The sequence below is a fragment of the Flavobacterium sp. KACC 22761 genome, assembly GCF_034058155.1.
Classification (GTDB): Bacteria; Bacteroidota; Bacteroidia; order Flavobacteriales; family Flavobacteriaceae; genus Flavobacterium.
This window is the reverse complement of record NZ_CP139148.1, coordinates 3,050,338-3,076,070: the sequence shown is the minus strand read 5'-3', so window position 1 is coordinate 3,076,070 and position 25,733 is coordinate 3,050,338. Positions and strand designations below refer to the sequence as shown.

At 35.0% G+C, this 25,733-nt stretch carries 21 protein-coding genes; 11 read left to right on the top strand and 10 right to left on the bottom strand.

Translation table 11 applies throughout. From position 1 onward, the window contains the following. Positions 1-4: 4 nt before the first annotated feature. Positions 5-2,194 carry a glutamine synthetase III family protein gene (locus tag SCB73_RS13320; protein WP_320566712.1) on the bottom strand — a complete coding sequence of 730 codons (2,190 nt, stop codon included), beginning with the start codon at positions 2,192-2,194 and terminating at the stop codon, positions 5-7. Between the two features lie 427 nt (positions 2,195-2,621). On the opposite strand from SCB73_RS13320, the gene SCB73_RS13315 reads away from it, so the two are divergent. The 4 genes from SCB73_RS13315 (at position 2,622) to SCB73_RS13300 (ending at position 6,809) form a co-directional block, all read left to right on the top strand. Further along, positions 2,622-3,638, top strand: coding sequence for a glutamine synthetase beta-grasp domain-containing protein (locus SCB73_RS13315; RefSeq protein ID WP_132990016.1), 1,017 nt, complete (start codon positions 2,622-2,624; stop codon positions 3,636-3,638). Between the two features lie 184 nt (positions 3,639-3,822). Next, positions 3,823-4,797: a TerC family protein gene (locus tag SCB73_RS13310; RefSeq protein WP_320566711.1), complete on the top strand. Its 975-nt coding sequence runs from the start codon at positions 3,823-3,825 to the stop codon at positions 4,795-4,797. Between the two features lie 169 nt (positions 4,798-4,966). Further along, complete coding sequence (locus SCB73_RS13305) at positions 4,967-6,250, top strand: hypothetical protein (protein WP_320566710.1); 1,284 nt, start codon at positions 4,967-4,969, stop codon at positions 6,248-6,250. Next, on the top strand, positions 6,210-6,809 hold the full coding sequence (locus SCB73_RS13300; RefSeq protein ID WP_320566709.1) for a T9SS type A sorting domain-containing protein: 600 nt from the start codon (positions 6,210-6,212) through the stop codon (positions 6,807-6,809). The genes SCB73_RS13305 and SCB73_RS13300 overlap by 41 nt, the downstream gene beginning before the upstream one ends. A gap of 57 nt (positions 6,810-6,866) precedes the next feature. Here SCB73_RS13300 and SCB73_RS13295 read toward each other — a convergent pair whose 3' ends face one another. The 4 genes from SCB73_RS13295 to SCB73_RS13280 form a co-directional block, all read right to left on the bottom strand. Then, positions 6,867-7,397, bottom strand: coding sequence for a hypothetical protein (locus tag SCB73_RS13295; RefSeq protein WP_320566708.1), 531 nt, complete (start codon positions 7,395-7,397; stop codon positions 6,867-6,869). A 213-nt stretch (positions 7,398-7,610) separates the two neighbouring features. Further along, positions 7,611-14,063 carry a T9SS type A sorting domain-containing protein gene (locus SCB73_RS13290; protein ID WP_320566707.1) on the bottom strand — a complete coding sequence of 2,151 codons (6,453 nt, stop codon included), beginning with the start codon at positions 14,061-14,063 and terminating at the stop codon, positions 7,611-7,613. 420 nt (positions 14,064-14,483) lie between these two features. Then, a complete protein-coding gene (locus tag SCB73_RS13285; protein ID WP_320566706.1) occupies positions 14,484-15,344 on the bottom strand; it encodes an alpha/beta hydrolase in 861 nt (286 codons plus the stop codon). 212 nt (positions 15,345-15,556) lie between these two features. Continuing rightward, entirely contained in the window at positions 15,557-16,429 is an 873-nt protein-coding gene (locus tag SCB73_RS13280) for an AraC family transcriptional regulator (protein ID WP_320566705.1), read from the bottom strand. A gap of 450 nt (positions 16,430-16,879) precedes the next feature. On the opposite strand from SCB73_RS13280, the gene SCB73_RS13275 reads away from it, so the two are divergent. The 4 genes from SCB73_RS13275 (at position 16,880) to SCB73_RS13260 (ending at position 19,649) form a co-directional block, all read left to right on the top strand. Beyond that, a complete protein-coding gene (locus SCB73_RS13275) occupies positions 16,880-17,281 on the top strand; it encodes a secretion protein (RefSeq protein ID WP_320566704.1) in 402 nt (133 codons plus the stop codon). 446 nt (positions 17,282-17,727) lie between these two features. Then, the gene (locus SCB73_RS13270) at positions 17,728-18,129 is read left to right on the top strand and encodes a T9SS type A sorting domain-containing protein (RefSeq protein ID WP_320566703.1); all 402 of its coding nucleotides are present in this window, start codon (positions 17,728-17,730) and stop codon (positions 18,127-18,129) included. Between the two features lie 344 nt (positions 18,130-18,473). Next, positions 18,474-18,878, top strand: coding sequence for a T9SS type A sorting domain-containing protein (locus tag SCB73_RS13265; protein ID WP_320566702.1), 405 nt, complete (start codon positions 18,474-18,476; stop codon positions 18,876-18,878). 384 nt (positions 18,879-19,262) lie between these two features. Continuing rightward, complete coding sequence (locus SCB73_RS13260) at positions 19,263-19,649, top strand: secretion protein (RefSeq protein ID WP_320566701.1); 387 nt, start codon at positions 19,263-19,265, stop codon at positions 19,647-19,649. Between the two features lie 59 nt (positions 19,650-19,708). On the opposite strand, the gene SCB73_RS13255 is transcribed toward SCB73_RS13260, so the two are convergent. Further along, a complete protein-coding gene (locus SCB73_RS13255) occupies positions 19,709-20,173 on the bottom strand; it encodes a type ISP restriction/modification enzyme (RefSeq protein WP_320566700.1) in 465 nt (154 codons plus the stop codon). 272 nt (positions 20,174-20,445) lie between these two features. On the opposite strand from SCB73_RS13255, the gene SCB73_RS13250 reads away from it, so the two are divergent. The 3 genes from SCB73_RS13250 (at position 20,446) to SCB73_RS13240 (ending at position 22,226) form a co-directional block, all read left to right on the top strand. Next, positions 20,446-20,832, top strand: coding sequence for a flagellar motor protein MotB (locus SCB73_RS13250; protein ID WP_320566699.1), 387 nt, complete (start codon positions 20,446-20,448; stop codon positions 20,830-20,832). 93 nt (positions 20,833-20,925) lie between these two features. Beyond that, the gene (locus SCB73_RS13245; RefSeq protein WP_204251647.1) at positions 20,926-21,360 is read left to right on the top strand and encodes a hypothetical protein; all 435 of its coding nucleotides are present in this window, start codon (positions 20,926-20,928) and stop codon (positions 21,358-21,360) included. Next, on the top strand, positions 21,360-22,226 hold the full coding sequence (locus SCB73_RS13240; protein ID WP_204251648.1) for an IS3 family transposase: 867 nt from the start codon (positions 21,360-21,362) through the stop codon (positions 22,224-22,226). Before SCB73_RS13245 ends, SCB73_RS13240 begins: the two co-directional genes overlap by 1 nt. A 238-nt stretch (positions 22,227-22,464) precedes the next feature. Here SCB73_RS13240 and SCB73_RS13235 read toward each other — a convergent pair whose 3' ends face one another. The 4 genes from SCB73_RS13235 to SCB73_RS13220 all read right to left on the bottom strand — a co-directional run bounded on the left by SCB73_RS13235 (position 22,465) and on the right by SCB73_RS13220 (position 25,683). Continuing rightward, positions 22,465-23,667, bottom strand: coding sequence for a hypothetical protein (locus SCB73_RS13235; protein ID WP_320566698.1), 1,203 nt, complete (start codon positions 23,665-23,667; stop codon positions 22,465-22,467). Positions 23,668-23,894: 227 nt separating this feature from the next. Next, positions 23,895-24,212 carry a DUF6804 family protein gene (locus SCB73_RS13230; RefSeq protein ID WP_320566697.1) on the bottom strand — a complete coding sequence of 106 codons (318 nt, stop codon included), beginning with the start codon at positions 24,210-24,212 and terminating at the stop codon, positions 23,895-23,897. 46 nt (positions 24,213-24,258) lie between these two features. Next, positions 24,259-24,753, bottom strand: a complete 495-nt coding sequence (locus SCB73_RS13225) for a hypothetical protein (protein WP_320566696.1) — start codon at positions 24,751-24,753, stop codon at positions 24,259-24,261. Between the two features lie 24 nt (positions 24,754-24,777). Further along, entirely contained in the window at positions 24,778-25,683 is a 906-nt protein-coding gene (locus tag SCB73_RS13220) for a restriction endonuclease (protein WP_320566694.1), read from the bottom strand. Positions 25,684-25,733 lie beyond the last annotated feature (50 nt).

Sequence of the window (25,733 nt, the reverse complement as noted above, 5' to 3'; positions counted from 1 at the left end):
ATTATTATTTCGTAAATAATAACTCTCTGTATTTGGTCAAAGTCCAACTTTCGTCATCTACTAATAACTCTAATTTGTCACAGTGATTGCGAATTTCATCAAAATAAGGTTTTACTTTATTGCAATAAGCTTCTGCCATTTTTTGCGCATCTGTCAATTGATTGGCTTTCTTTCTTTCATTAGTCATTGCCAATACTTTTGAATTGATTCCTTCAATATGTCCTGAAATTTCTTTAATCAAAACAATTTGTTCTTTAGCTAATGCTTCAAAATCTTTTGCAAAAATTTCTTTTAATCCTTTTACATTTTCAATTAAAGTATTTTGGTAGCGAATCGCCGTCGGAATAACATGGTTTCTAGCGATATCGCCTAAAACCCTTCCTTCAATCTGGATTTTCTTAGTGTATTCTTCTAATTCAATTTCATAACGCGCTTCTGCTTCAACGTGATTAAAAATTCCTAACTCTTCAAATAAATCCAAAGCTTGTTTCGAAACTTTTGCTTTAATTGCTTCAGGAGTTGTTTTAAAATTGCTCAAACCTCTTTTTGCGGCTTCTTTTTCCCAAGCTTCACTATAACCGTCGCCTTCAAAAAGAATCTTTTTAGATTGTTTGATGTATTCTCTTAAGACATTAAAGATTGCATCATCTTTTTTCATGTCTTTATTTTCAATCAGATTCTCTACTTCATTTTTAAAGTCAATTAGCTGTTTTGCCACAATTGCATTCAAAGTTGTCATTGCATTCGAACAGTTTGAATTTGAACCTACAGCTCTAAACTCAAATTTATTTCCTGTAAAAGCAAAAGGCGAAGTTCTATTTCTGTCTGTATTATCTAATAATACGTCTGGAATTTTACCAACAACATTTAATTTCAAATCTGTTTTTTCTTCTGGCGAAAGTTTCCCTGTTGTTACACTTTCTAATTCAGACAAAACTTTAGTTAATTGCGCTCCAATGAAAACCGACATAATTGCTGGTGGTGCTTCATTTGCTCCTAACCTGTGATCATTACTTGCCGTTGCGATTGATGCTCTTAATAAAGTTTCGTTGTCGTTTACTGCTTTTATTGTATTAATAAAGAAAGTCAAAAACTGTAAATTGCTCATTGGCGTTTTACTCGGACTCAATAAATTAACTCCAGTATCTGTAGCCAAAGACCAGTTATTGTGTTTTCCAGAACCATTTACACCTTTAAATGGCTTTTCGTGGAATAATACTTTAAAATCATGACGTTCAGCAACTCGCTGCATTACATCCATTAATAAAGAGTTATGGTCAACTGCTAAATTTGTTTCTTCAAAAATCGGTGCTAATTCGAACTGATTTGGCGCAACCTCATTATGACGCGTTTTTACCGGAATTCCCAATAACATACATTCCTGTTCCAAATCTCTCATATAAGTAAGAGCACGAGTTGGAATCGATCCAAAATAGTGATCATCTAATTGTTGTCCTTTTGCAGATGTATGTCCTAATAATGTTCTTCCGGTCATCATTAAATCTGGGCGAGAATTTGCCAGCGCTTTATCAATCAAGAAATACTCTTGCTCCCAACCTAATGTTGCCGTTACTTTTTTTACGTTTTTATCAAAGTAGCGACAAACTTCTGTCGCAGCTTCGTCAATTGCAGACAATGCTCTTAATAAAGGTATTTTATTATCTAAAGCTTCACCTGTGTAAGCGATGAAAACTGTAGGAATACATAAAGTTGTACCATAAATAAATGCCGGCGAAGTCGGATCCCAAGCGGTATATCCTCTAGCTTCAAATGTATTTCTGATTCCTCCGTTCGGGAAACTAGATGCATCTGGTTCTTGCTGTACCAATTGCGCACCGCCAAATTTTTCTACAGATTCACTTCCGTCATAAGAAGTTTCAAAAAAAGCATCGTGTTTTTCTGCCGTTGTTCCTGTAAGAGGCTGAAACCAGTGTGTATAATGTGTCACACCTTTAGACAAAGCCCACTCTTTCATTCCCATAGCAATATAATCCGCTAGTTTTCTATCGATTTTAGTTCCATGCTGAATGGCATCTCTTACTCCTTTAAATGCATCTGAAGTCAAATACTGCTTCATCGCTTTTTCGTTAAACACATTTGATCCGAAAAGATTTGATTTTCGACCAATTTCTTCAAAATGCACCGGCTTTCTGTTTGAAGCTTGTTGTAAAGCTTGAAAACGTAATGTTGACATGGTATGTAAAGTTTTAATTCGTACTAATTTTCATAAAAAAATGAAGAACAAATATAAACAATAAAAGTGCCTCTTGAGAATATAAATTTGAGTTTTTTGAACTATGATTTCTCAACAGATACGTCTTTTTTCAGAGAATAAGCAAAGGCATTTGAAGAAATATAACAATTAACAACAATATTCTCTATTAAATAAACATTTTTTCATAATTCCTTAACTCAAAAATTCAAAAATACTCCTTAATTATTACGAATTTATATTTTTAAGGTTAATAAAATTATCTTTTTTAAAATATACCCCTATCAAAATTGCGCTTCTCTAAAAAATAATACTTCGCAAAACAAAATAGCCCCCTAATTTTTAGGACTAAAAAAATAAATCTATATTTGACCCAGCGAAAAAACAAAAAAAATAAATTTATATTATTATGGCTAAAATTAAGTTAGAGTACATTTGGTTAGATGGATACGAACCAACTCAAAATCTTAGAAGTAAAACTAAAGTTGAAGAACACGAAAATTTCAAAGGAACATTAGAAGAACTTGGAAATTGGTCATTTGATGGTTCGTCAACTAAACAAGCTGAAGGTGGTTCTTCTGACTGTCTTTTAGTTCCTGTTGCAATTTATCCAGATCCAACTCGTATTAACGGATGGTTAGTAATGTCTGAAGTTATGTACGCTGATGGAACACCACACCCTTCTAACGGTAGAGCCACAATTGATGATGAAGATGATGATTTCTGGTTTGGTTTCGAACAAGAATATTTCATCATGGATACTAAAACTCAACTTCCACTTGGTTTCCCAGTTGGAGGATACCCTGCTCCACAAGGGATGTACTACTGTTCAGTAGGTGGAAAAAACACACACGGTAGAAAATTAGTTGAAGAGCACGCTGATTTATGTATCGCTGCTGGAATCAACTTTGAAGGAATCAACCAAGAGGTTGCTTGCGGACAATGGGAATTCCAATTATTCGCTAAAGGAGCTAAAAAAGCTGGAGATGAAATCTGGGTTGCTCGTTATTTATTAGATCGTTTGACTGAAAAATATGGTTACTATATTGAATACCACCCAAAACCTCTAGGAGATACAGACTGGAATGGTTCTGGAATGCACGCTAACTTCTCTAACTCAGTTCTTAGAACTTGTGGTTCTCAAGAAACTTATGAGAAAATCTGTGAGGCTTTCCGTCCTGTTACTAAAGAGCACATCGCGGTTTACGGAGCTTACAATGAGCAACGTTTAACTGGTAAACACGAAACTGCTTCTATCAACGATTTCTCTTATGGAGTTTCAGACAGAGGATGTTCTATCAGAATTCCTTTAATGACTGTTCAAAAAGGTTGGAAAGGTTGGTTGGAAGACAGAAGACCTGCTTCAAACGGAGACCCTTACAAAATTGCTGCTAGAATTATCAAAACTGTTAAATCAGCGCTATAATTCAAAGCTTAAATTATATTCTAAAAAGTGCCAACTTAATTGTTGGCACTTTTTTTTTATCTATTATTCTCCGTTTTACATTTCACATCCAACAATTTCACTCAATTTACCAATACCTTTCTTATAATTAATTTTTAATTTAAACTTCAAAACTTATCTTTGTAGATCATTTAAAAAAATTGTTATGATAGTCTGGTCTCTCTTTTTACTTGCTGTAGTTTTTATTCTTGCTTTAGACTTAGGTGTCTTCAACAAAACTCCTCATATTATTAGCACCAAAGAAGCCAGCAAATGGACCTTGATTTGGGTTACATTATCTTTCTTGTTTTCGGGAGTAATCTATTGGCTTTATACAACAGATTATATTGCAAATCCTGATAAACTGCAACCTGCCGTAGCTTCAATGAAGTTTATTACAGGTTATTTGATTGAGCTTTCATTAAGTGTTGATAATATTTTTGTAATTGCCATCATTTTTGCTTCGTTCAAAATACCGCAAAAATACCAACACCGCGTATTGTTTTGGGGAATTTTAGGCGCAATAGTTTTCCGTGGCTTGATGATTTTCTTTGGCGTAATGCTGATTAATAAATTTACTTGGACAACGTATCTATTTGGGGCATTCCTGATTTTTACTGCTGTAAAAATGTTATTTTCTGGAGAAGACGAAGATTTTCACCCAAAAGATTCTTTCATCTACAAAGCATTAGGAAAAGTTATTCCGATAACTTCGCACATGGATCATGAGAAATTTTTCATTTTAACTGAAAAAGGAAAAAAAGCGGCTACTCCATTATTCGTGGCTTTGATCGTAATTGAAGTTATGGACGTTTTATTTGCAGTTGACAGCGTTCCGGCAATTCTTGCAATTACCTCAGATCCGTTTTTAGTATTCAGTTCTAATATTTTTGCCATTCTAGGATTGCGTTCTATGTATTTCTTCTTGGCAAATATGCTGGCAAAATTCAGTTATTTGGAATACAGCTTAGTCGCAATTTTAGCTTTCGTAGGATTAAAAATGCTGCTGCACGATTGGATTCACGTTCCAGAATGGGCTTCTTTAGGATTTATCGCATTGTCACTTTTAGTAGGAATCTTAGTTTCTCTTAAATTCGGAAAAGAAAAATTATTGACTGATTCAGATTTGGATAAACAATAGTATTGAAAAATATAATGTCTTAAAAAAAAAGGAAATCTTGCGATTTCCTTTTTTTGCGCATAAATTAAATAATATATAAGCATTAACTTTCATTTTATTTTAAAAAAGTAAGAAAATACATTTAATTTTACTTATATTTAGCTCATTATAAATTTAAAAATCTTTTATTATGAGAAAAAATTATTTTTTATGCTTTTTAACATTGTTCACAACAATGCTTTTTGGTCAAACTGTTACTTTAACTCCCACAACAGTGAACGGAACAAATTATAGTTCCGGAGCCATTAATTTAGCGTCAACTCCATATTCTACAATTGCATTGGGAGTCAAAGTAGAAATTCCCGCCAATGTTGCTGTGGGAGACGACGGAACATTAAAGGTTTATTTTTCAAAAGGCCCAGCGTTAGGCGCAGGTGTTGCCATTGGTGGTGATGGAGGCTTACTTTATTTTGGAGGTGCAAAAGTTGCTACCAAAAGTTTTGTTATAAATTTAAACTGGACTGATTTCCCAACTTCTGGTGGATACATTTTTGCTGAATATAAAAGCACAAAAGCCTATAACAGCTCTAGTATAGCAGTTATAAAAAACACAACAATGACAACAGGAACAACTTTAAACCCTCCTGCTGATGCTCCAAATCCGACAAATATAACAAATACAGTATGTTGTAATCAAACAGTTAGATTAGGAGATAAACCTGCACCTATAGCTGGCTCCAATTACCTAAATCCTTATAAAAATGAGCCTTATGGAATATCTTATTCTTGGAGTGGAGATGGAAATGTAAGCACTCCCGTTTTAAGTTTCGAGCAAAACACATTAAATCTAGATTATGTTCCAACTATTGGAAGCTTTACGATTTACAGAAGTTTAGGTTACAGTTATATTAATGACAGGCCTAATAAAAGTAATACTGCAACTATCACTGTAGTTCCCTCACCAATAATTTCCAATGAGATTTCTATTGTCGACGTACCAACTACTGATAATTTTATAGAAATAATAAATACCAACCCAAAATCTATAGTCGGTGGTAGATCAGACAATTCTGTAAATTTAAATATTCTCCAAGCCCCATTTCATGTTCCTCAAAGAGGAGATAATATAGTGAATGTTGAAAGATATGAATGGGAATATGCTAAAACAAATATTGCATTAGGTGGAAATAAATATTGGAAAACTATTGAAGGAGAAAATTCACCTTCCTTAAACTTCTTTAATCCATCGGATATAACAAACAATGAAGATAACTATTATTTAGTAAGAAGAGTTGCGGTTTATCAAAACATAAAAAGAGTTAGCAACTCTCTAAAAATATTGCTGAGAACAGTTCGCGATAATAATAACATTTGTTGTGATCAAATATTAGATATTCCATCAGCTGGAATAATAGAATCTCCAAATTCTTTTATTGGCTCTACCCCATCCATCAATCGACGTAGCCACAATTAATGGCACAAATTTAGAATATACATTATCATATCAATGGCAAAGTCAATCAGTAACCAATAATTCTGCATATGGAAACTGGGTAGATGTCTCTGGCGCAACATCCAAAGATTACCTCCCCTTACCGCTTAAATTTGTAGCAAATCCAAGAGGTAGCTTAATCATTCAAACTACTTATAATTACAGAAGATTAGCAACAATTAATTATCAAATTATAAATAATGGTCAATTAGTAAAGGGAACTACAAAATCTTATAGTAATGAAGTAAGCTTAATACCTTCTAACTCTGTATATACATCTCCAACAATAATAATCTATCCAAATCCAGCTTCTTCTGTTATAAACATTGAAAACAAAGGAACAGATTATATTTTAGCCAATACTAAAATAACTATTGCAAATACAATGGGAACTATAGTAAATTCAAACAATTTCTCTATCATAAATCCAAATCTAATAAGCATAAATATTTCAAATTTAATCATGGGAACTTACTTTATAAATATTCAAACTGGAGGTAATAGAAATACTCAGTTAACATTCATCAAAAACAGTCAGTAATGACCATCAACAAAAAAAGGAAATCATTACGATTTCCTTTTTTTGTTAGTGATTCACTTAATTAAGTTTTTTCACATTTGAATCATCAATATTATACTTTGCAATAACTTTGTAGTAATCTGAATAATCAGGTTTATTAACCGACTTTCCTGTAACAAGAGGATCTAAACCAGGAACTACCACAATACGAAATATTTGAGCATTTCTTAAATCAGCAGGAATAGGATTTACATTTAGTCCAAACCCATCAGTAAAAATTCTGACATTATCCTGAGTAAAATCAAATTTATAAGCAAAATAAAGAGAACCATCACTATAATAATGAGACTCTGGAAGCGGAACCCATATATCACGTTTTGTTACAGGATCAGCTCCATCATATCTATAAACTAGAACAACATCTCCTAAGTACAATTTTGATTTAAAATTAAAATAAACCTCAGAGTTAGCTGTGCCACTAAAATTTACGTTTTCAATTTCATAAACTTCAGCAAGAGGCCCAGGTTCTCCCGGAGGCCCTTCTGGCCCTTCACAGCTTGTAAAAGCTATTAATCCAATAACAGCAAATAAGGTAAGTATCTTTTTCATAATATATATTTTTTAAAGTTTATAAAGGTATTCCAAAAATTAAACCAAAAAAAAGAAAAACATGATTTTTCCTCTATTTTTTTAAACCTCACCGACATTTAACAAATCGCTTTACTCGTAAAACACACATAATTAAAGGATAAACAAAAAATAATTTTCATAAAAAAAGCATCCGCTTTTAACGGATGCTTTAAATAAGATTTATAAATGATTTTAATTACCGGCAGAAATGATTTTTTTAGTACTACTGCCTTTATTAGTCGTAATTTGTAGAATGTAAACTTGAGATTTGCCTACGTAGAAATCAATATTAAAGTTGTATTCTTTTCCAAAATAAGAATCTGTATCTGTTTTTGAAGATAACAGTTTTCCTGATAGATCAAACAATTCAATTTTGACATCTGTTGCATAATCAAAGTTATAACGAATCGTAATGTAGTTTTTGAATGGAACAGGATAAGCATCAAAACCAGGTTTTTTACTTTCTTTTCCAGTACTTTCCACTACAGCTGTATCCGTAGTAATAGGAGTCTGAGCAACTATTGTTTCTTGAGTAGCTGCACAAGCAAGTGGCTGAATGTTGTATCCTATTGATATTCTACATTCATCAAATGCATTATTTATCAAATCCACCAAGCTTGCAATATCAGAAAGAGAAACTCCATTAGTGCTTCCACCTCCCAATGCTTGATTAGCCAAGTTAAATAAATCACCAACTGTTTTATCTCCTGGTAGTTTGCTAACCACATTATTCGGAATAGTGTAATATTTGTATTCATTACTTACTGTTCCGTCAGGATTACAAGAACGTACTTTTGGAGTTTTAGATCCGCAACCACCTTCAGGTTGAGCAACTGCCAATATACCTGCCTGCAATTTGAATTTACTCAACTCACTATCAACACCTAAATTAAGTCCTAAGGTAATGGTTTGAGCCAATAAGGTATTATTAATTTTTCCTTTTTTAAGATATGATGCAGGCAATGCATTAATATGAGGATTTCCATTTGCTAATACTTTACTTGCACCTCCTCCTGGTAAAACTGTTATTACACCATTAATATCATCTTGATTATTTGATACTAAAACAGATTTTCCAACTAAACCAATTGTCATTGTTCCTCCTGGATAAGTACTTAATGCTTTCGCAATAAGAGCTTTGGTTGTGTAAGATTGTCCTCCTACACAGGCCATACCTCCAACATTTCCGTAAGCTCCTTGAGTATAAGTACAAATTGGAGTTGTACATGAAGTGATTAAAAATGTTGATACTTTTTTAATCGTTTCACAATTGTTCGAAACAACATATTCAACAACTAATGCCGTTCCTATCTGAGGTTTCACAAACTGAGATAAATCCGTAGCCTGAACATTTCCAGAACATCCTCCAGTAAATTTAAATCCAGCAATCCATGCTAAAAATGCACCATCTGGATCTTCACCGCAAACAACTGTTTTATTTGGAGGACTTAAAACATTAAGCAAATTAACTTTAGTAATAGTGAAGTCTTTGCTGATTGTAGTTTCATAACATTTGTCGGTCACTTTAAAGGCAACTGTCGTTGTTCCTCCTTCACATAATTTTGGTGCAATCGGATTGCCTTGGATTACTCCTTTCGCATCGCAGCCACCGCTTACTTTAAAACCTGCTTTGAAGGTTTCGAAAGCTGCATCAAGTGCCGCCTGATCGGCATATTTGCAAGCTGAGGCATTCACTGCTGTTGGAGCCTCAGTGCTTACTGCTGAAGGAACGGTAATAGTGAAGTTTTTAGTAATTGTAGTTGTGTAACATTTATCAGTTATCATATAACTTACACTGGTGGTTCCGCCCTGACATAAGTTTGGCGCTACCGGATTACCTACAAATACACCTTTGGCATCACATCCGCCGCTCACCTTGAAGCCCGCTTTGAAGGTCTCGAAGGCGGCGTTTACGGCAGCCTGGTCGGCATACGCGCAGGCTGAGGCGCTGAACGGATCTGGCGATACTGGAACTACCGCTGCAGGAGCCGTGATGGTGAAGTCCTTGCTGATGGTGGTCTCGTAGCATTTGTCGGTCACTTTATAGGTCACTGTTGTTGTCCCTCCGTCGCATAGTTTCGGAGCCACCGGACTGCCTTGGATCTCGCCTTTCGCATCGCAGCCGCCGCTTACTTTAAAGCCTGCTTTGAAGGTCTCAAAGGCAGCGTTCACTGCAGCCTGGTCGGCATAAGCGCAGGCTGAGGCGCTGAACGGATCTGGCGATACTGGAACTACCGCTGCAGGAGCCGTGATGGTGAAGTCCTTGCTGATGGTGGTCTCGTAGCATTTGTCGGTCACTTTATAGGTGACTGTCACCGTTCCTCCGTCGCATAGTTTCGGAGCCACCGGACTGCCTTGGATCTCGCCTTTGGCATCACATCCGCCGCTCACCTTGAAGCCCGCTTTGAAGGTCTCGAAGGCAGCGTTTACGGCAGCCTGGTCGGCATAAGCGCAGGCTGAGGCGCTGAACGGATCTGGCGATACTGGAACCACCGCTGCAGGAGCCGTGATGGTGAAGTCCTTGCTGATGGTGGTCTCATAGCATTTGTCGGTCACTTTATAGGTCACTGTCACCGTTCCTCCGTCGCATAGTTTCGGCGCCATCGGACTGCCTTGGATCTCGCCTTTGGCATCACAGCCGCCGCTCACCTTGAAGCCCGCTTTGAAGGTCTCGAAGGCGGCGTTTACGGCAGCCTGGTCGGCATAAGCGCAGGCTGAGGCGCTGAACGGATCTGGCGATACTGGAACCACCGCTGCAGGAGCCGTGATGGTGAAGTCCTTGCTGATGGTGGTCTCGTAGCATTTGTCGGTCACTTTATAGGTCACTGTTGTTGTCCCTCCGTCGCATAGTTTCGGAGCCATCGGACTGCCTTGGATCTCGCCTTTGGCATCGCATCCGCCGCTCACCTTGAAGCCCGCTTTGAAGGTCTCGAAGGCGGCGTTTACGGCAGCCTGGTCGGCATACGCGCAGGCTGAGGCGCTGAACGGATCTGGCGATACTGGAACCACCGCTGCAGGAGCCGTGATGGTGAAGTCCTTGCTGATGGTGGTCTCATAGCATTTGTCGGTCACTTTATAGGTCACTGTCACCGTTCCTCCTTCGCATAGTTTCGGCGCCATCGGACTGCCTTGGATCTCGCCTTTGGCATCGCATCCGCCGCTTACTTTAAAGCCTGCTTTGAAGGTCTCGAAGGCGGCGTTTACGGCAGCCTGGTCGGCATAAGCGCAGGCTGAGGCGCTGAACGGATCTGGCGATACTGGAACCACCGCTGCAGGAGCCGTGATGGTGAAGTCCTTGCTGATGGTGGTCTCATAGCATTTGTCGGTCACTTTATAGGTCACTGTCACCGTTCCTCCTTCGCATAGTTTCGGCGCCATCGGACTGCCTTGGATCTCGCCTTTGGCATCGCATCCGCCGCTTACTTTAAAGCCTGCTTTGAAGGTCTCGAAGGCGGCGTTTACGGCAGCCTGGTCGGCATAAGCGCAGGCTGAGGCGCTGAACGGATCTGGCGATACTGGAACCACCGCTGCAGGAGCCATGATGGTGAAGTCCTTGCTGATGGTGGTCTCATAGCATTTGTCGGTCACTTTATAGGTAACTGTCACCGTTCCTCCGTCGCATAGTTTCGGCGCCATCGGACTGCCTTGGATCTCGCCTTTGGCATCACAGCCGCCGCTCACCTTGAAGCCTGCTTTGAAGGTTTCAAAGGCGGCGTTTACGGCAGCCTGGTCGGCATAAGCGCAGGCTGAGGCGCTGAACGGATCTGGCGATACTGGAACTACTGCTGCAGGAGCCGTGATGGTGAAGTCCTTGCTGATGGTGGTCTCATAGCATTTGTCGGTCACTTTATAGGTCACTGTTGTTGTCCCTCCGTCGCATAGTTTCGGAGCCATCGGACTGCCTTGGATCTCGCCTTTGGCATCACATCCGCCGCTCACCTTGAAGCCCGCTTTGAAGGTCTCGAAGGCGGCGTTTACGGCAGCCTGGTCGGCATAAGCGCAGGCTGAGGCGCTGAACGGATCTGGCGATACTGGAACTACCGCTGCAGGAGCCGTGATGGTGAAGTCTTTGCTGATGGTGGTCTCGTAGCATTTGTCGGTCACTTTATAGGTCACTGTCACCGTTCCTCCGTCGCATAGTTTCGGCGCCATCGGACTGCCTTGGATCTCGCCTTTGGCATCACATCCGCCGCTCACCTTGAAGCCCGCTTTGAAGGTCTCGAAGGCGGCGTTCACTGCAGCCTGGTCGGCATACGCGCAGGCTGAGGCGCTGAACGGATCTGGCGATACTGGAACTACTGCTGCAGGAGCCGTGATGGTGAAGTCCTTGCTGATGGTGGTCTCATAGCATTTGTCGGTCACTTTATAGGTCACTGTTGTTGTCCCTCCGTCGCATAGTTTCGGCGCCACCGGACTGCCTTGGATCTCGCCTTTGGCATCGCAGCCGCCGCTCACCTTAAAGCCTGCTTTGAAGGTCTCGAAGGCAGCGTTTACGGCAGCCTGGTCGGCATACGCGCAGGCTGAGGCGCTGAACGGATCTGGCGATACTGGAACTACTGCTGCAGGAGCCGTGATGGTGAAAGTCGCAGAACATGATTTCTGTAATCCGCAAGCATCAGTAACATTATAATTTACGGTTACAGTTCCTCCACATAATGCTGGAGGAGTCAAATTCTCTAATCCCGTAATTGTCAAGGTACCGTTACCTCCCGAAGCTGTAAAGCCTTGTTTAAAGGTATCAAAAGCAGCATCAACTGCAGCCTGATCGGCATAAACACAAGAACTTTTTATATTATCTCCAGGACAAGTTATATTAATAGGTGTTGGCGGAGTGCTTGTTACAACTACATCATCTGCCTTTTTACATCCATTTATAGGGTCGGTAACTGTTAATGTATAAGTTCCAGCCTTATCTATAGTTGGTGTCAGGGTTGTGCCACCTGAAACAATGTTTCCGTCCAATGTACTCCATAAATATGTAGCATTAGGCGTACTTGATGAGCCAGACAATTTTATTGATGTTATTAAACACGTTAAAGCTTTATCATCTCCTGCATTAACATTTGGCGGTTCTTTATTTTCAAGAACTGTGACCGTTTTTTTAGCAAAACAGCCTTCTAAATTTGTATAAGCATATACCGTATAAATTCCTTTAACAGATACAACCGGTGCATTTCCTGATATAAAAGGCCCATCGGCTATACCATCAGGTGAAGGTCCGTACCATTTTATAATAGCATTTGCTGGAGTTGGTGTTGCTGTTAAAGTAGCAGTTGAATTAGTACAAGTTAATGTATTACTAACATTACCAACTACGGCTACATCAGTAATATTTCCGAATAAATAAGGTCCCGAAAAATCTTTTAATTCTGCAGTAAATGAAGATGATGATCTCGTTTTTACTATCAGACTACCCAATAAATTTGAACAAGGACTTTGGTTAATATTTCGGCTATCCAATCCTAAAGCTGTCAAATTAAGTCCAAACTCTGTAAACTGCAAAGCTTTATAATTATCTTGAAAATTGGCTTGCGAACCTTCTAAAGTTCCCCAAGGCGGTCCTAAGGTAGGGGCTGTTACATTAACAACTGCAAAAACGTTGGTAAGTATACCTCCTCCTTTAGCTTTTATTTCAGCATATCCGTACGGAGGCGCACCATTACCTTGATCAAAAACACCAGTAAGATCAAATGGTCTGTCAGCTTTTGAGTTAAAACTAGCGATATCAGCACTAGACATCCAAACTCTTACACTACCCAGTGGTTTTGTACCACCATTTTCAAAATCGATAGCAACAAGTACGTCACCAGGAACAAGTATTTTTCCTGTAGCATCAAAAGTCCATGCAGTGTGTCCTGCTTGACTACCTGTACCTACTAATGCACTACCGTTATAGCTTACTTCTGTTCTAAAAAATTCAAAATCAAAATGTGAATTCCCATCAGAAGAAATTTTAGATGCTCCACCATATCCCCATAAAACTCCATTAGGATTAATCGCTAATGCGGCTGGAGATAAATCTCTTCTCAAATAGCCGTACACATCAACAATATCATCCTTTTGAGGGATACTACCTGAACCTAAAGCCCAAGTAGTTGGATTATCACCATTCTTGTTAGAATTTCCCGAAAAAGTATTAGAGTCGCTGTTACTTTGCGTTGAATTTCCATCACGTCCATAAACAGCATCAATCCACAAAAAATTACCAACCATGGTATTTTTTGGTTTTGACATTCTTTTTTCGAATGTAAAATTATTATTAGCCTGGATTGAAGTTTTTAGTCCCGCAGCATTAGTCTGATCAATAACATTTTCGCCGGTTCCATTAGCAAAAGAAGAGCTAAAAAACCAGTCATCATAAATACCCGAAACCGTTGGAGGAACTAAAAATTGTTCTTTGTTTGCATAAACGTCAGCATCAATACCAAAATTAGCTTGTACAGCTGCTCCAGATATAGCTTGTGAATGCAAATAAGGTTGGAAAGCAAATAGCATAAAAAGTACCATCAGATAAAATTGATACTTTTTGTACACATTAATTTTCACCAAACTAAAATTTGGAAAAACTAAATCGATAAAAGAACAACGAAAGATTTTACAAAATTCATGTATAATCTTCATGTGATAAAAAATAGTTTTTTTCATGATAATAGTATTTAGAATACCATTACATTAGCAAAAAACAGATAGTTTGCAGATTTGGCAATTACATGTAGATAATAAACCATCTTCAAAAAGTTATGAAGCACAAAATCTAAAAAACTCTTATAAAAAGACTTGACCCTCAGAAAAAAATCTGACATTCACGATCAGGGGGTAAACATTTGTTAAAATTAGTTAATAACCTGAATGCGCTTACTTAAAAAGAAGTAAAATCGATATCATTCAAAAATAATCGACGAACGGAACACAGTAAGAAAGAAAAATAGTACGCGTCTATTCGAACAAATAAAAAAACGACCTTTCATTTTTAAAATCAAAGGTCGTTTTTATCAATTTCTTAAAAAACACGTCACCAAAATAAGATTATAAATATATACCCATCAAAAAGTATAAATTTCGCAATTACTTCGTTTTGGTTTTAAACAATATTTTACTAAAAAATAATGCATGATACGGAAGAGAATTTTCCCAATAATCCCACGTATGGGCTCCTGGACGTTCGGTATAATCGTGCTCAACTTTGTTGTAAACTAATCGTCGATGCAATTCTCTGTTTGGTTCAATCAAAAAATCATCAACACCGCAATCTATAATCAACGGCAGTTTGTTTGCTTTTATTTTATCAAGCATATTCATTACTGCATACTGTTCGTACATTTCGGTACTGCCGCTTTTATCACCAAAAACGGGTTGCATCAATTTTACCACTTGCGCAGCCGAATCTCTGTTGAGCATTGTACTCATATCTACGGCACCACTCATACTTCCAGCTGCACAAAACAAATCAGGATATTTTGCAGAAAGATACAAAGCACCATGGCCTCCCATTGAAAGTCCCGTGATTACTCTTCCGCTTTTATTACTGATGGTTCTGTATGTTTTATCGACTTTCTGAATAACTTCCTGCGTTATAAAAGTCTCAAACTGACTTTCTTTGTTTACCGGACTATCCAAATAAAAACTGAAAACCTCACCTTCAGGCATTACGATAATCATATTGTATTGATCCGATAAATTTTGAACTAATTTTTTGTTTGGCGTATTTTTCAACCAATCGCTAAAATGTCCATAAGCGCCATGCAAAAGATACATTACCGGAAAGGCCGATTTGCTTTTGGCATAACTATTAGGTAAAACTACCGCTGCTTTGTAGGTTTTGCCCATAGCGGTACTGGCAACTTGTAACGTATCTACTTTTGCTGCATAAGTCAAGGTTGAAATGCAGATCAAAAAGGCAGCTAACAGCATTTTAATTTTTTTCATATATTTTATTTTCTGATTAGGGAATGTAAATATACCTTTTTCAAAATAAATTATATGAAAAATCCGACTAGCTTTTGCACTAAAAAGTAATAGCCACGAATTACACCAATTTTCACGAATTTTTAATTGCGTAGAGTTCAACTTTGACAAATTTTTAAACTTTGTCAAAGTTTTAATTCGTGAAAATTGGTGTAATTCGTGGCAACAAAAAACTAACTAATTATAGTCTTGTGTTCTAAACGGTATTGCGACGCGCTTTTTCCTGTATATTGTTTGAACGATTTGCTGAAATGGCTGAAGTTATTAAAACCGCTTTCATAACAAACTTCATTAATACTGATTTGCTTTTCGGCCAAAAGTTTAGAAGCATGCACCAAACGATACTCATTTACAAATTCGGTAAACGTTTTGTTCGAAATTTTCTTGAAATAACGACAAAATGAAGGCGTCGTCATACTTACTAAATTCGAAACCTCGTCAATAGCAATTGATTCCTGAAAATGATCTTTTACGAAATTAAAAATCAAATTCATTCTGTCATTGTCTTGATTTTGTAATTCTAACGAAAATCCGTCAGCATTTAAAACCGTATATTCATCTGATGATTCCAATTCATCTAAAATACTCAAAAGTGTCAATAAGCGCTCAAAAGGAAGCTGATGCTCCATCATTTCGATTTTTTTGCCTATCTGTTTTTTGGTTTCGCCATTAAAAGCAATTCCAGTTTTTGACTGATTGATAATATTTTGCACTCTTTTCATTTCGGGAGCGACAAAAAAATCATTTGCCAAAAATTCCGGTTTGATATGAATAACAGTTTCTTTTTTATTTCCCGTTTGTTCATTTGTAAAACCGCAATGTGGCAAATTGGCACCTATTAATATCAAATCTCCGTTTGTATAATAAGAAACATGGCTTCCTATTTGCCTTTTTCCCGCACCTCCATTTATATAAACCAACTCAATTTCTGGATGATAATGCCACAAATGGGCTTTACTGTTGGTCTTTTCGGCATGTTTGGTGTAGGTAAAAGAACTTCCGTATGAGTTTGATATCACTTCAAGAGCTGGGGCGACTGTTTTCATGATATATATCTTTAAAAAATAATAGCAAATTTAACAAAAACACCTAAAATAATTTAAATTTTAACCTATAACGGTTTCGTAAATGAGAATTTTTCATGAAAACAACTAAAACAGCAATATCATTTTTATACCAAAACATCATTTTTTTTGAAGCCTCATTTTTTTATCCGTTATTTTTTCTGAATATCATATTTAAAAACGCCTTTTTATAGAAAAATATAATTTCTGTAAGAAAAACAGAACTTTTTAACATATCTCATTTTTACCAAAACGTTAGAAAATAGTAACCGAATTAACAAAAACACTTAAAAAAATTCAAATTTTAACCTATATCGGTTTCGTAAATGAGAATATAGCATATAAATCGGAAAATAGAGTTGTGCTCAAAAAGCAACTGCTGCAGTAATTTTACATCAGAGAAATGAACTAAAAATTTAAACATAAAGAATTATGAAAAAGATATTAAAATTAAGTTTAGTAGTTGCAGTATTATTATCAGGATTAAATACTTATGCAATTGATGGTGATGCAGAATTTGGTCTTCACGTATTAAAAGGAAATGGAAAGCTTATCACGTTTGCTTTAAACCAAACAAAAAAAGCATACTTATCTATATATGACAAAGACGGATCTTTATTGTATTCTGAAAACGCATCTGGAAAAGATGGTATCTTAAGAACTTTCAGTTTAGAAGAATTTCCAGCTGGAACTTATTATTTAGAAGTTGAAGACAGCACGAAAAAAGTAAGACACGAAATTACAGTTTCTGATGATGCTACAGTTTTATCATCAAAAGCAGTTTCAGCTGTTTACAAAAATGCTGCAAAAAATACTAGCGTAGCAGTACGCTAAAAAAGTTATACTCGAATACAGTATAAAAATGAGGTTAGATAGTTAGTAAAGTTTAAAAACCGAAAGGTTTTAGAAACAGCTCTTTGTGGTTATTGAGCTGTTTTTTTTTTGCTTCTTTTTTACCGCAAAGACGCTAAGGTTTTACGCAAAGTTCGCAAAGTTCTATTTTTAAAGCTTTGTGAACTTTGCGTTTTTTCTTTGCGCTCTTTGCGGTTAAATTATATACCCTCTTGTAAATAAATCATCACGTAAAAATCATCAAAACTTTAAAAAATAACTACCCAATTAACATAATCATTAAATTAAATTCAAAATTTAACCTATAACGGTTTCGTAAATGAGAATATAGCATACAAATCAGCAAATAGAGTTGTGCAATAATCAGTACAACGTAAGTAATTTAGCATCAGAGAATTAGAACTATTAATCTAAAAAAAACTAATGCTATGAAAAATTTAAAATTAAGTTTAGTAGGTGCAGTGCTTTTCGCAGGATTTAGCGCTTTTGCAATTGGCGCGAATGAAGATTTTAATCTTCATGTATTAAAAACAAATGGTAAAGTGATCACGTTTGCTCTTAATCAAGTAAAAAAAGCAAATGTTGCAATTTATGACAAAGATGGATCACTTCTTTATTCTGAAAGTGCTTCGGGTAAAGAAGGAATTTTAAGAACTTTTAATTTAGAAGAATTTCCAGAAGGAACCTATTATTTAGAAGTTGAAGACAATGTAAAAAAAGTTAGACACGAAATCACTATTACAAGCGATGCATCGGTTTTATCAAGAAAAGCGGTTTCGTCTGTTTACAAAGCAGGATTTAACAAAAGCTCTAGCGTAGCAGCACGCTAAAAATTACACCTATATATTTAGGTATAAAAAATTGGTAATAAAATATAACAAACAAGAACAGCTCTTTGTGGTAATGGAGCTGTTTTTTTGTTTTATGCTGTTTTGAAGTAACTGATTTTCTTTCGGTTAATTCTTAAGAAATCGTCATCTTAAGATTAAGAAAAACATTGAAAAATAATAGGTGTTTTTGCGAAAACGATAAAAATAATTCAAATTTTAACCTATAACGGTTTCGTAAATGAGAATATAGCATAGAAATTGGCAAATAGAGTTGTGCTCAATTACCCCTTGTTGAAGTAATTTTACATCAGAGAATTAGAACTATTAATTTAATAACTAAGATTATGAAAAAGATTTTAAAATTAAGTTTAGTATGTGCAGTACTTTTCGCAACAAGCAATGCTTTTGCAATTGACGGGAATGATCTTTTGAATGTTCACGTTTTGAAAGGAAATGGAAAAGTGATCACTTTTGCTCTAAATCAGGTAAAAAAAGCTAATGTGGCTATTTACGACAAAAATGGAGAATTGATTTATTCTGAAAATGCTTCAGGTAAAGACGGAATCCTAAGAACTTTTAGCTTAGAACAGTTTCCAGAAGGAACTTACTATCTAGAAGTTGAAGACAGTACAAAAAAGGTAAGACACGAAATTACAGTTTCTGATGAAACATCTGTTTTATCATCAAAAGCAGTTTCGACAATTTATAAAGCAGGTTCTGCTAAAAATACTAGCGTAGCAGTACGCTAAAAAAGTTATACTTCTCATAAAAGTATAAGGTTAGATAGTTAGTAAAAACGTGATTGTTTTACAAACAGCTCTTTGTGGTTATTGAGCTGTTTTTTTTGCTCTAAACTGAACTGTTTTTCTTTTATTTTTCTTTTGTTTTTCTTTTTTGGAAAACAATTCCTAATAATTTTAAAAGTCTGATTTTTACACTTTTAAAAAAACCAACAAAAAAACATCCAATACTTTAAAAATTTCGTACATACTGTAAGAAAATTATTGAAACATCTTTAATTCAGCAACTTAAGCGTTTGAAAACGGCTTTTTTTTGCAGAAAATTAAATTTCTTTTGTAGTTTTACGCGCCACTATTTTAATATTAATCTTAAAAAAAACAATTAAAAAAAACATGACAAAATTTGCCAAAATGGGCTTGATTGCGGCCTTGTTCCTATCAGCAATTTTCACTTATGCAAATGAAGGAAAAGGTGATTATATTTTGAATATAGTTACTGGAAACGGAAAAGTAGTAAGCTTTACTCTTGACACCGTTGAAAATTCTTCGTTTTCAATTTATGATGAAAACCATAATTTAGTTTACACAGGAGAATCTGCTGCAAATAAATTAGAAGTTTCAAAAACAATAAGCTTAGAAGGTCATCCAGCCGGAACTTATGTTTTAGAAGTAACTGAAAATGGTAAAACTGCAAAACACGAAATTAAAGTTGTAGCCAAAAAAGTGAAGGCTGTAAAGTTAGATGAAACAGTGAACCAAAGTCCATCTTTCCGTCGCTAACCCTTTTTGTCCCCAACAAAAAAGCAAAAGCAGCTCGTTCCAGGAGCTGCTTTTTTTATTTATGGAATTTCCTTATTCCGACAATCATTTCCTATTTGCACAATTTTCCAAAACAAATCGGCATCATGCGGAATTGGAATTTTTTGTTTCACATTTTCGACGTCGTTTTCATAAAGTGAAGAATGCAAAATCGCATAAATGAAATCTAGCAAATCTAGTATTCGAAAACTTTGTCTGAATTCTGTTCGTAATTCAGGATTATTTGCAGAGCAAACATTTTCAGTTTCTTTTTCATTTAGAAATAATAGACCGATATGTTTTGAAATTAAGTTTGCCGTTTCAATATTTAGTGTAGTTTCTTCAGATGATTTTTGAAAAAGAGCTTCGAGAGTAAAATAGTTTTCGCTTCTATTCAAAGCATTTTTTGAAATGAGATTTTCTAAATCGGTTAAACCAAAATCTTTTATTTCGCTTTCTTCTCCATTCCAATTATTTATTTTATCCCAATAGTACCGAACTGTCATGATGTTGCCAATTTAATAATCATAAAGTTAGATTTTAAATTTTCAAAAATAAAATGGCCGTCACTAATTTTTTTTCATTGCAAAAACATTATAAAAAAACGTAAATCATTTCGCACATTCGTCTTAAAAAATTGACTAAATGAGAAAAAACACAGACCATTCAAAGGTTATATTACTGATTTAGATATATTTGCAAAACGAATTGAGAATACACGATTAAAATTACCGAAGAAAAAAATGACTAACAAAACCAATCTTTTAAACTAATACTTATGCAACAAAAATATCTTGTTTTAGTATTATTGATTGTTTTTTCATTTCGTGTCGCTGCCCAAAATGAAACCGTGTATATAACCGACAAAGTAAGCGACAAATATGCTTATGTCGATGTTATTAAAACCTACGAAAAAATCGCCGCAAAAGGCTATAAATCGGTAGATTTATTCCAGAAGCTGGGAGATTCCTCTTATCAACATGACAAGCTTGAAAAAGCCGCCGATTGGTATGATAAATTATTTGCCATGACTTCTGACTTAGAACCGGTATATTATTACCGCTACGCAGAATCGCTAAGATTCATTTGCCAAGATGAGAAAGCAAATGCTATTCTTGAAAAGTTGAAGCGTAAATCTAAAGGAACTTTAAAGAAAAAAGTTTAGATCATTAGATAAATAAAAACCTCTCATTTCTGAGAGGTTTTTATATTTTAAATTTGTCTTGTCCTGAAATAGCGATACACAAAAAGTATCATTATGGAAAAAGATCAAGAATTACGCTATGTAAAGCGCACCCAAAAAGATTACAGCATGTCTTTTAAGCTTCAAATTGTTCAGGAAATAGAACAAGGAAGAATTTCAATTTCCCAGGTTAAAAAAGATTATGCCATTCAGTCCCGTTCTACAATCGTTCAATGGCTTCGAAAATTTGGTAACTTTGATTGGGACAATCAAACACCTTCTGCTATGCCAAAATCTCCTGAACAAAAAATAATGGAACTTGAAGCCAAAGTGAAATTATTAGAAAAACAAAAATCATTTTTAGAACAGCAGGCTTACGTTGCCGATAAAAAAGCTATTATTTTCGATATGATGATTGATATAGCAGAAAAAGAATATCAAATTGACATTCGAAAAAACTCACCACCCGAACAATCGAACATTTTAAAGAAGAACATCAACAAACAATAATGTTTGCCTGTACTTTGTTCGGGATAGACAGACAGGTTTATTATCGAAGAATAAAAAGAACCAGTTCCAGAAAGCTTATTGCCTCAGAAGTTATTAGTCTGGTTTTGAAAATTAGAAATACAATGCCCCGAATAGGGGCAAAAAAACTGTATTATCTTTTAAAAATCCAATTGAATCAACTCAAAATCGGCAGGGATAAATTTATAGATATACTTAGAGCTAATCATTTATTAATAACACCTAGGCGTTCTTATCATATAACAACAAACTCTCATCATAGATTTAGAAAGCATGAGAATCTAATATTGGATTTAAAAATCTGCAGACCAGAACAAGTCTGGGTATCAGACATAACTTATGTCGGAAAAAGAGAGAATCCATGTTATTTAAGTCTTATAACAGATGCTTACTCTAAAAAAATAATGGGTTTTTATGTGGCAGATAATATGAATACTAAAAGCAGTTTAACAGCTTTAAAAAATGCAATAAAACAGCGCCGAGACAAAGGAAAAACATTAATCCACCATTCAGATAGAGGACTTCAGTATTGTTCTGATCAATATCAAAAACTATTATATAAAAACAATATAAGATGCAGTATGACACAAAACTCTGATCCTTATGAAAATGCAGTGGCGGAGAGAATAAATGGAATTTTAAAACAAGAATTTAATATTGATAAATTTAATCAGCAACTTGCTGTGATGAAGATTTTAATAAAAGATGCAATTGAGGTTTATAATAATGAAAGACCCCATTATTCTAATTATATGCTAACACCCAATCAAATGCACAAACAAAACATAGTAGAAATGAGAACTTATAAAACAAAAACACCTGCAAAAAAAGTTCTTACAGGTGTTTAATTAAATATATTTGTCTAATAATCTGTATCGATTATTTAGGACTAGTCAATTTAGTCTTTTCTAGAAAACTAAGCACAATATTGTCATTTCGACGGAGGAGACCCGAGCGATAGCGAACAGGCAAAGCAAATCTCCACGAGAAGCTCGACAAAGATTGGCTCTTTTAGGAGCGGAATTACTTGCGGAGATTTCTCGCTTCGGTCAAAATGACAAACTTTGTGGAATTTCCGAAATGAACTTAATTTTTTTCCGTAACAATTTTATACAATTCCTGACAATAAACAAACTTATCATTTTGTTGGTTTCTTTTGTATTCCTGCCCGGTTTCATAAACCATTATCTGAAACCAATTTAATATTCTAAAAACCATATTCTGCGCCAAAGGATTTTTGTCATCAAGTTTCATAACATTCAAATCCTTGATTTCAGATTTCCAAAATTTAAAATCCCCACCATTCTTATCCGATTTTAATTCCTGATTAAAGCGAAGCGAAAGTTTATCCATAATTTCATTTTCTAAAACCTTTATCTCCTCCATTTTGGCGATTTCATCTTTATACGCTTTGAATTTTTTGATTTCTGCAATTTTGGTTTTTAAAAAATTGTCTTCGTTTGTATTAAAAGAAGCAATTCCTTTTTCGTAGGCATTTACAGAAAGTATCATTTCATTATTTGCTTTTACACTGTCGGCTATTCGCAAATTTTTATCGTAAATTCTTTTAATAATGGTGTCGTTCTTTGGTTTTATATTTTTTCGATACGCTTGAATTTCCAGCCAGTCAAAAGCGCGAAGCATTTCAGATTGTTTTGGCCAAACATGTTCTTGATGAGCAATAAAAAGTGTATTTACAATTTTTGCCTTATCCAGCCAATCTTTATTTTCAAGCATTTCCTGATAATTCATATCCCGATCTCCAACCATTCCAACATAGGAAAAATTATTAGAAGGAGGTATAAATTTATCCATTCCGTTAAAAGAAGCACCACAAGCAATAACGCCTTGAAAAGCGCCCGTAGATATCCCAAAAAGACTAGCTAATCTTGCACCGCCCGAAAATCCTGCTATATAAAGTTGTGAAGTATCAATAGCGTAGCTTTGCAATACATCCTCAAATAATCTGTTGGCAATCGCGACATTCTTTTCGACCAATCCATTTTTTGAAGTATTGGAACATACCAAAATATAGTGATACGTTTCTGCAGCCAGAATAAACGGCGCAATTCCTTTTTTGCCTCTTGCCGCCGGATCAAAAATAAAAACCAATGGCAATGGCGTTTTACCATCGTATTTTTTAGGAAAATATAGGGCGTAGGATTCGCTTGGAACAACAGCAATTTTAACCGAATCAATGATAACTCCTGTTTTTAATGTTTGCTTGTTTTGGGAATAGCCAAAAACCGTAATAAAAAGAAAGAGAATATAATAGATAGTGTTTTTCATAACACTAAAATTAAAAAAACCTTTCGTTTTTGAAAGGTTTTCGATTTTTAAATTTATTCATTTGCTGGCGCGAGCGTCTCGCTCGTGCATTTCTTTGCGTTCACGAGCGAGATGCTCGCGCTAGCAGGGGAACTCTTTCTTGAATTTTATAAAAAATAACCCCAATATTGTCATTTCGACGAAGGAGAAATCTTTTGCTGGCGCGAGCGTCTCGCTCGTGCATTAAGTTATTTATTGTTTATATCAAAATCAATGTCTTTATTCATTAAATTTTCAAATATCCCAATAAGAAGTAATATTATCCAAAATACATCAACTGCTAACCAATTTTCTCTTTTCATTTCGATAGGAAGAAATGGCTGTATTACTATTATTGAAATAACCCAAATGTATTTCCAAATTGCTTTTTCTTTTTCTGAAAAATAAAGCCAGTAAAATGCCACCATTCCAAATGTTTTTAAAAACACAAAATACCAATATGGTAATCCTTCACAAAAACACACCACAAATAATACAATCAGTATAAATTTTAAAAGAACTTTCATAAAATCTTGAGTTAAACCTTTTCTTATAGGTTTTGGTTTAATATTATTAATTAATGAATTTCAACTTCTCAAATAATCCATAATAAGAATCTTTTTGTTTTTTTTCTTTAATCACAAATGGCAAAATAGATGAATTGCATAAATAATATTTCATTCCATTTTCCCAAGATAACCAAACTGATTCATCAATTCTTCCTTTTGAATACCAAAGATATTCTTCAGCACAGAAATTCAAATAATCTTTAACTAATTTCACTTCATTTTGTGTTAATTGATATTCACTATTACCTATATTCTTAGTTACAATTTCATTCAACAAATTGTTGAACTTTTCATCATACTTTTGATTAAATGATATAAATAACTCTTTAAAAATCTTGTCATTTTCAATCATAGATTGCCGAATTCCAAATGATATTGAAATTCCAGTTGCAATTATTGCGATAGGAATTTCTGGTTTTTCATTAAGAAGATAATAAAATAGCATCGCAACCATAATCGCGATTGAATTAATTAAAAATATGTCTGTATATTTTTTCATTATAGAAAAAGCTGATTATTTAAATTATTCATTACTTCCTAAAAAATAAATTGGATGTAAAGGCAATAAATTTTTTTGTTCATCATTCATTTTAGAATAATATTCTTGCCATAAAGAAGTAAATCTATTAAAATCAATTAATTCAATATGTTCCCTTGAATCTCTTGCTTCTTTTATTGCAGGTTTAGAGAATGTCCCTGAAGTAACAAATATTCCCACATCTGTATTACGTTTTAATGCTCCTGCTAATTTCTGCACTTCATCAGAAGAAATACTATCATTTGGCTTGTGCTTTACTTGTACAATAATACGAGGTTGTTTTGTTCCTAAAGCATCCGTAAATGCTATAATATCAATTCCTCCGTCTGGGCCTCTTTGTGCGATTTCAGAAATAAAATAACCCATCGCCTTTAATAATCCTGCAACTAAATCTTGAAACTCATAAGGGTTTTTACTAATTACAAAGTTTCTAATACCATTATAGGCTTGCTCTTCATACTGACTTATTATAGCCTCTTGAGCTTGGTGCGTATTTTCTTCTGTAATATCTTTTTCTACAACGCCGTCTTTAGTTATTTGTTTTTTTCGGTTTCCATCCCATTCACGATAAAGTTCTGTTGCTGTTTTTAATAAATTTTCCTGGCCAAGTTTTATAGCATTTTCTCCCTCATCAGTCAATATCCAAATTCCTTTATTTTTACGTAGATAGCCAGCTTTCATGCAGTCTATCGTAAAAAACCTCAAAACTGATTCCCAGCGAATATTCCCTGTTTTTTCTAACCTATCATTTTCGTATTCATCAAAAGTTACAGTTTCTCTAATTTTTTCAATAACATCTTTTCCAAGCATTTCACCTCCAGCTTCTTTTAAAATATTAAAGGCTGCAAAAATGGTTTTTTCTGCTATTTTCTGTGATTTTGATTTTGCCATCTTTTTGTAATTTACTTTAATTCTTGATTTGCTAATATATATAAACATTT

Coding starts and splice junctions, on each gene's coding strand:
- SCB73_RS13320 (WP_320566712.1), bottom strand. CDS start 2,194: ATGTCAACATTACGTTTTCAAGCTTTACAACAAGCTTCAAACAGAAAG.
- SCB73_RS13315 (WP_132990016.1), top strand. CDS start 2,622: ATGGCTAAAATTAAGTTAGAGTACATTTGGTTAGATGGATACGAACCA.
- SCB73_RS13310 (WP_320566711.1), top strand. CDS start 3,823: ATGATAGTCTGGTCTCTCTTTTTACTTGCTGTAGTTTTTATTCTTGCT.
- SCB73_RS13305 (WP_320566710.1), top strand. CDS start 4,967: ATGAGAAAAAATTATTTTTTATGCTTTTTAACATTGTTCACAACAATG.
- SCB73_RS13295 (WP_320566708.1), bottom strand. CDS start 7,397: ATGAAAAAGATACTTACCTTATTTGCTGTTATTGGATTAATAGCTTTT.
- SCB73_RS13290 (WP_320566707.1), bottom strand. CDS start 14,063: ATGAAAAAAACTATTTTTTATCACATGAAGATTATACATGAATTTTGT.
- SCB73_RS13285 (WP_320566706.1), bottom strand. CDS start 15,344: ATGAAAAAAATTAAAATGCTGTTAGCTGCCTTTTTGATCTGCATTTCA.
- SCB73_RS13280 (WP_320566705.1), bottom strand. CDS start 16,429: ATGAAAACAGTCGCCCCAGCTCTTGAAGTGATATCAAACTCATACGGA.
- SCB73_RS13275 (WP_320566704.1), top strand. CDS start 16,880: ATGAAAAAGATATTAAAATTAAGTTTAGTAGTTGCAGTATTATTATCA.
- SCB73_RS13270 (WP_320566703.1), top strand. CDS start 17,728: ATGAAAAATTTAAAATTAAGTTTAGTAGGTGCAGTGCTTTTCGCAGGA.
- SCB73_RS13265 (WP_320566702.1), top strand. CDS start 18,474: ATGAAAAAGATTTTAAAATTAAGTTTAGTATGTGCAGTACTTTTCGCA.
- SCB73_RS13260 (WP_320566701.1), top strand. CDS start 19,263: ATGACAAAATTTGCCAAAATGGGCTTGATTGCGGCCTTGTTCCTATCA.
- SCB73_RS13255 (WP_320566700.1), bottom strand. CDS start 20,173: ATGACAGTTCGGTACTATTGGGATAAAATAAATAATTGGAATGGAGAA.
- SCB73_RS13250 (WP_320566699.1), top strand. CDS start 20,446: ATGCAACAAAAATATCTTGTTTTAGTATTATTGATTGTTTTTTCATTT.
- SCB73_RS13245 (WP_204251647.1), top strand. CDS start 20,926: ATGGAAAAAGATCAAGAATTACGCTATGTAAAGCGCACCCAAAAAGAT.
- SCB73_RS13240 (WP_204251648.1), top strand. CDS start 21,360: ATGTTTGCCTGTACTTTGTTCGGGATAGACAGACAGGTTTATTATCGA.
- SCB73_RS13235 (WP_320566698.1), bottom strand. CDS start 23,667: ATGAAAAACACTATCTATTATATTCTCTTTCTTTTTATTACGGTTTTT.
- SCB73_RS13230 (WP_320566697.1), bottom strand. CDS start 24,212: ATGAAAGTTCTTTTAAAATTTATACTGATTGTATTATTTGTGGTGTGT.
- SCB73_RS13225 (WP_320566696.1), bottom strand. CDS start 24,753: ATGAAAAAATATACAGACATATTTTTAATTAATTCAATCGCGATTATG.
- SCB73_RS13220 (WP_320566694.1), bottom strand. CDS start 25,683: ATGGCAAAATCAAAATCACAGAAAATAGCAGAAAAAACCATTTTTGCA.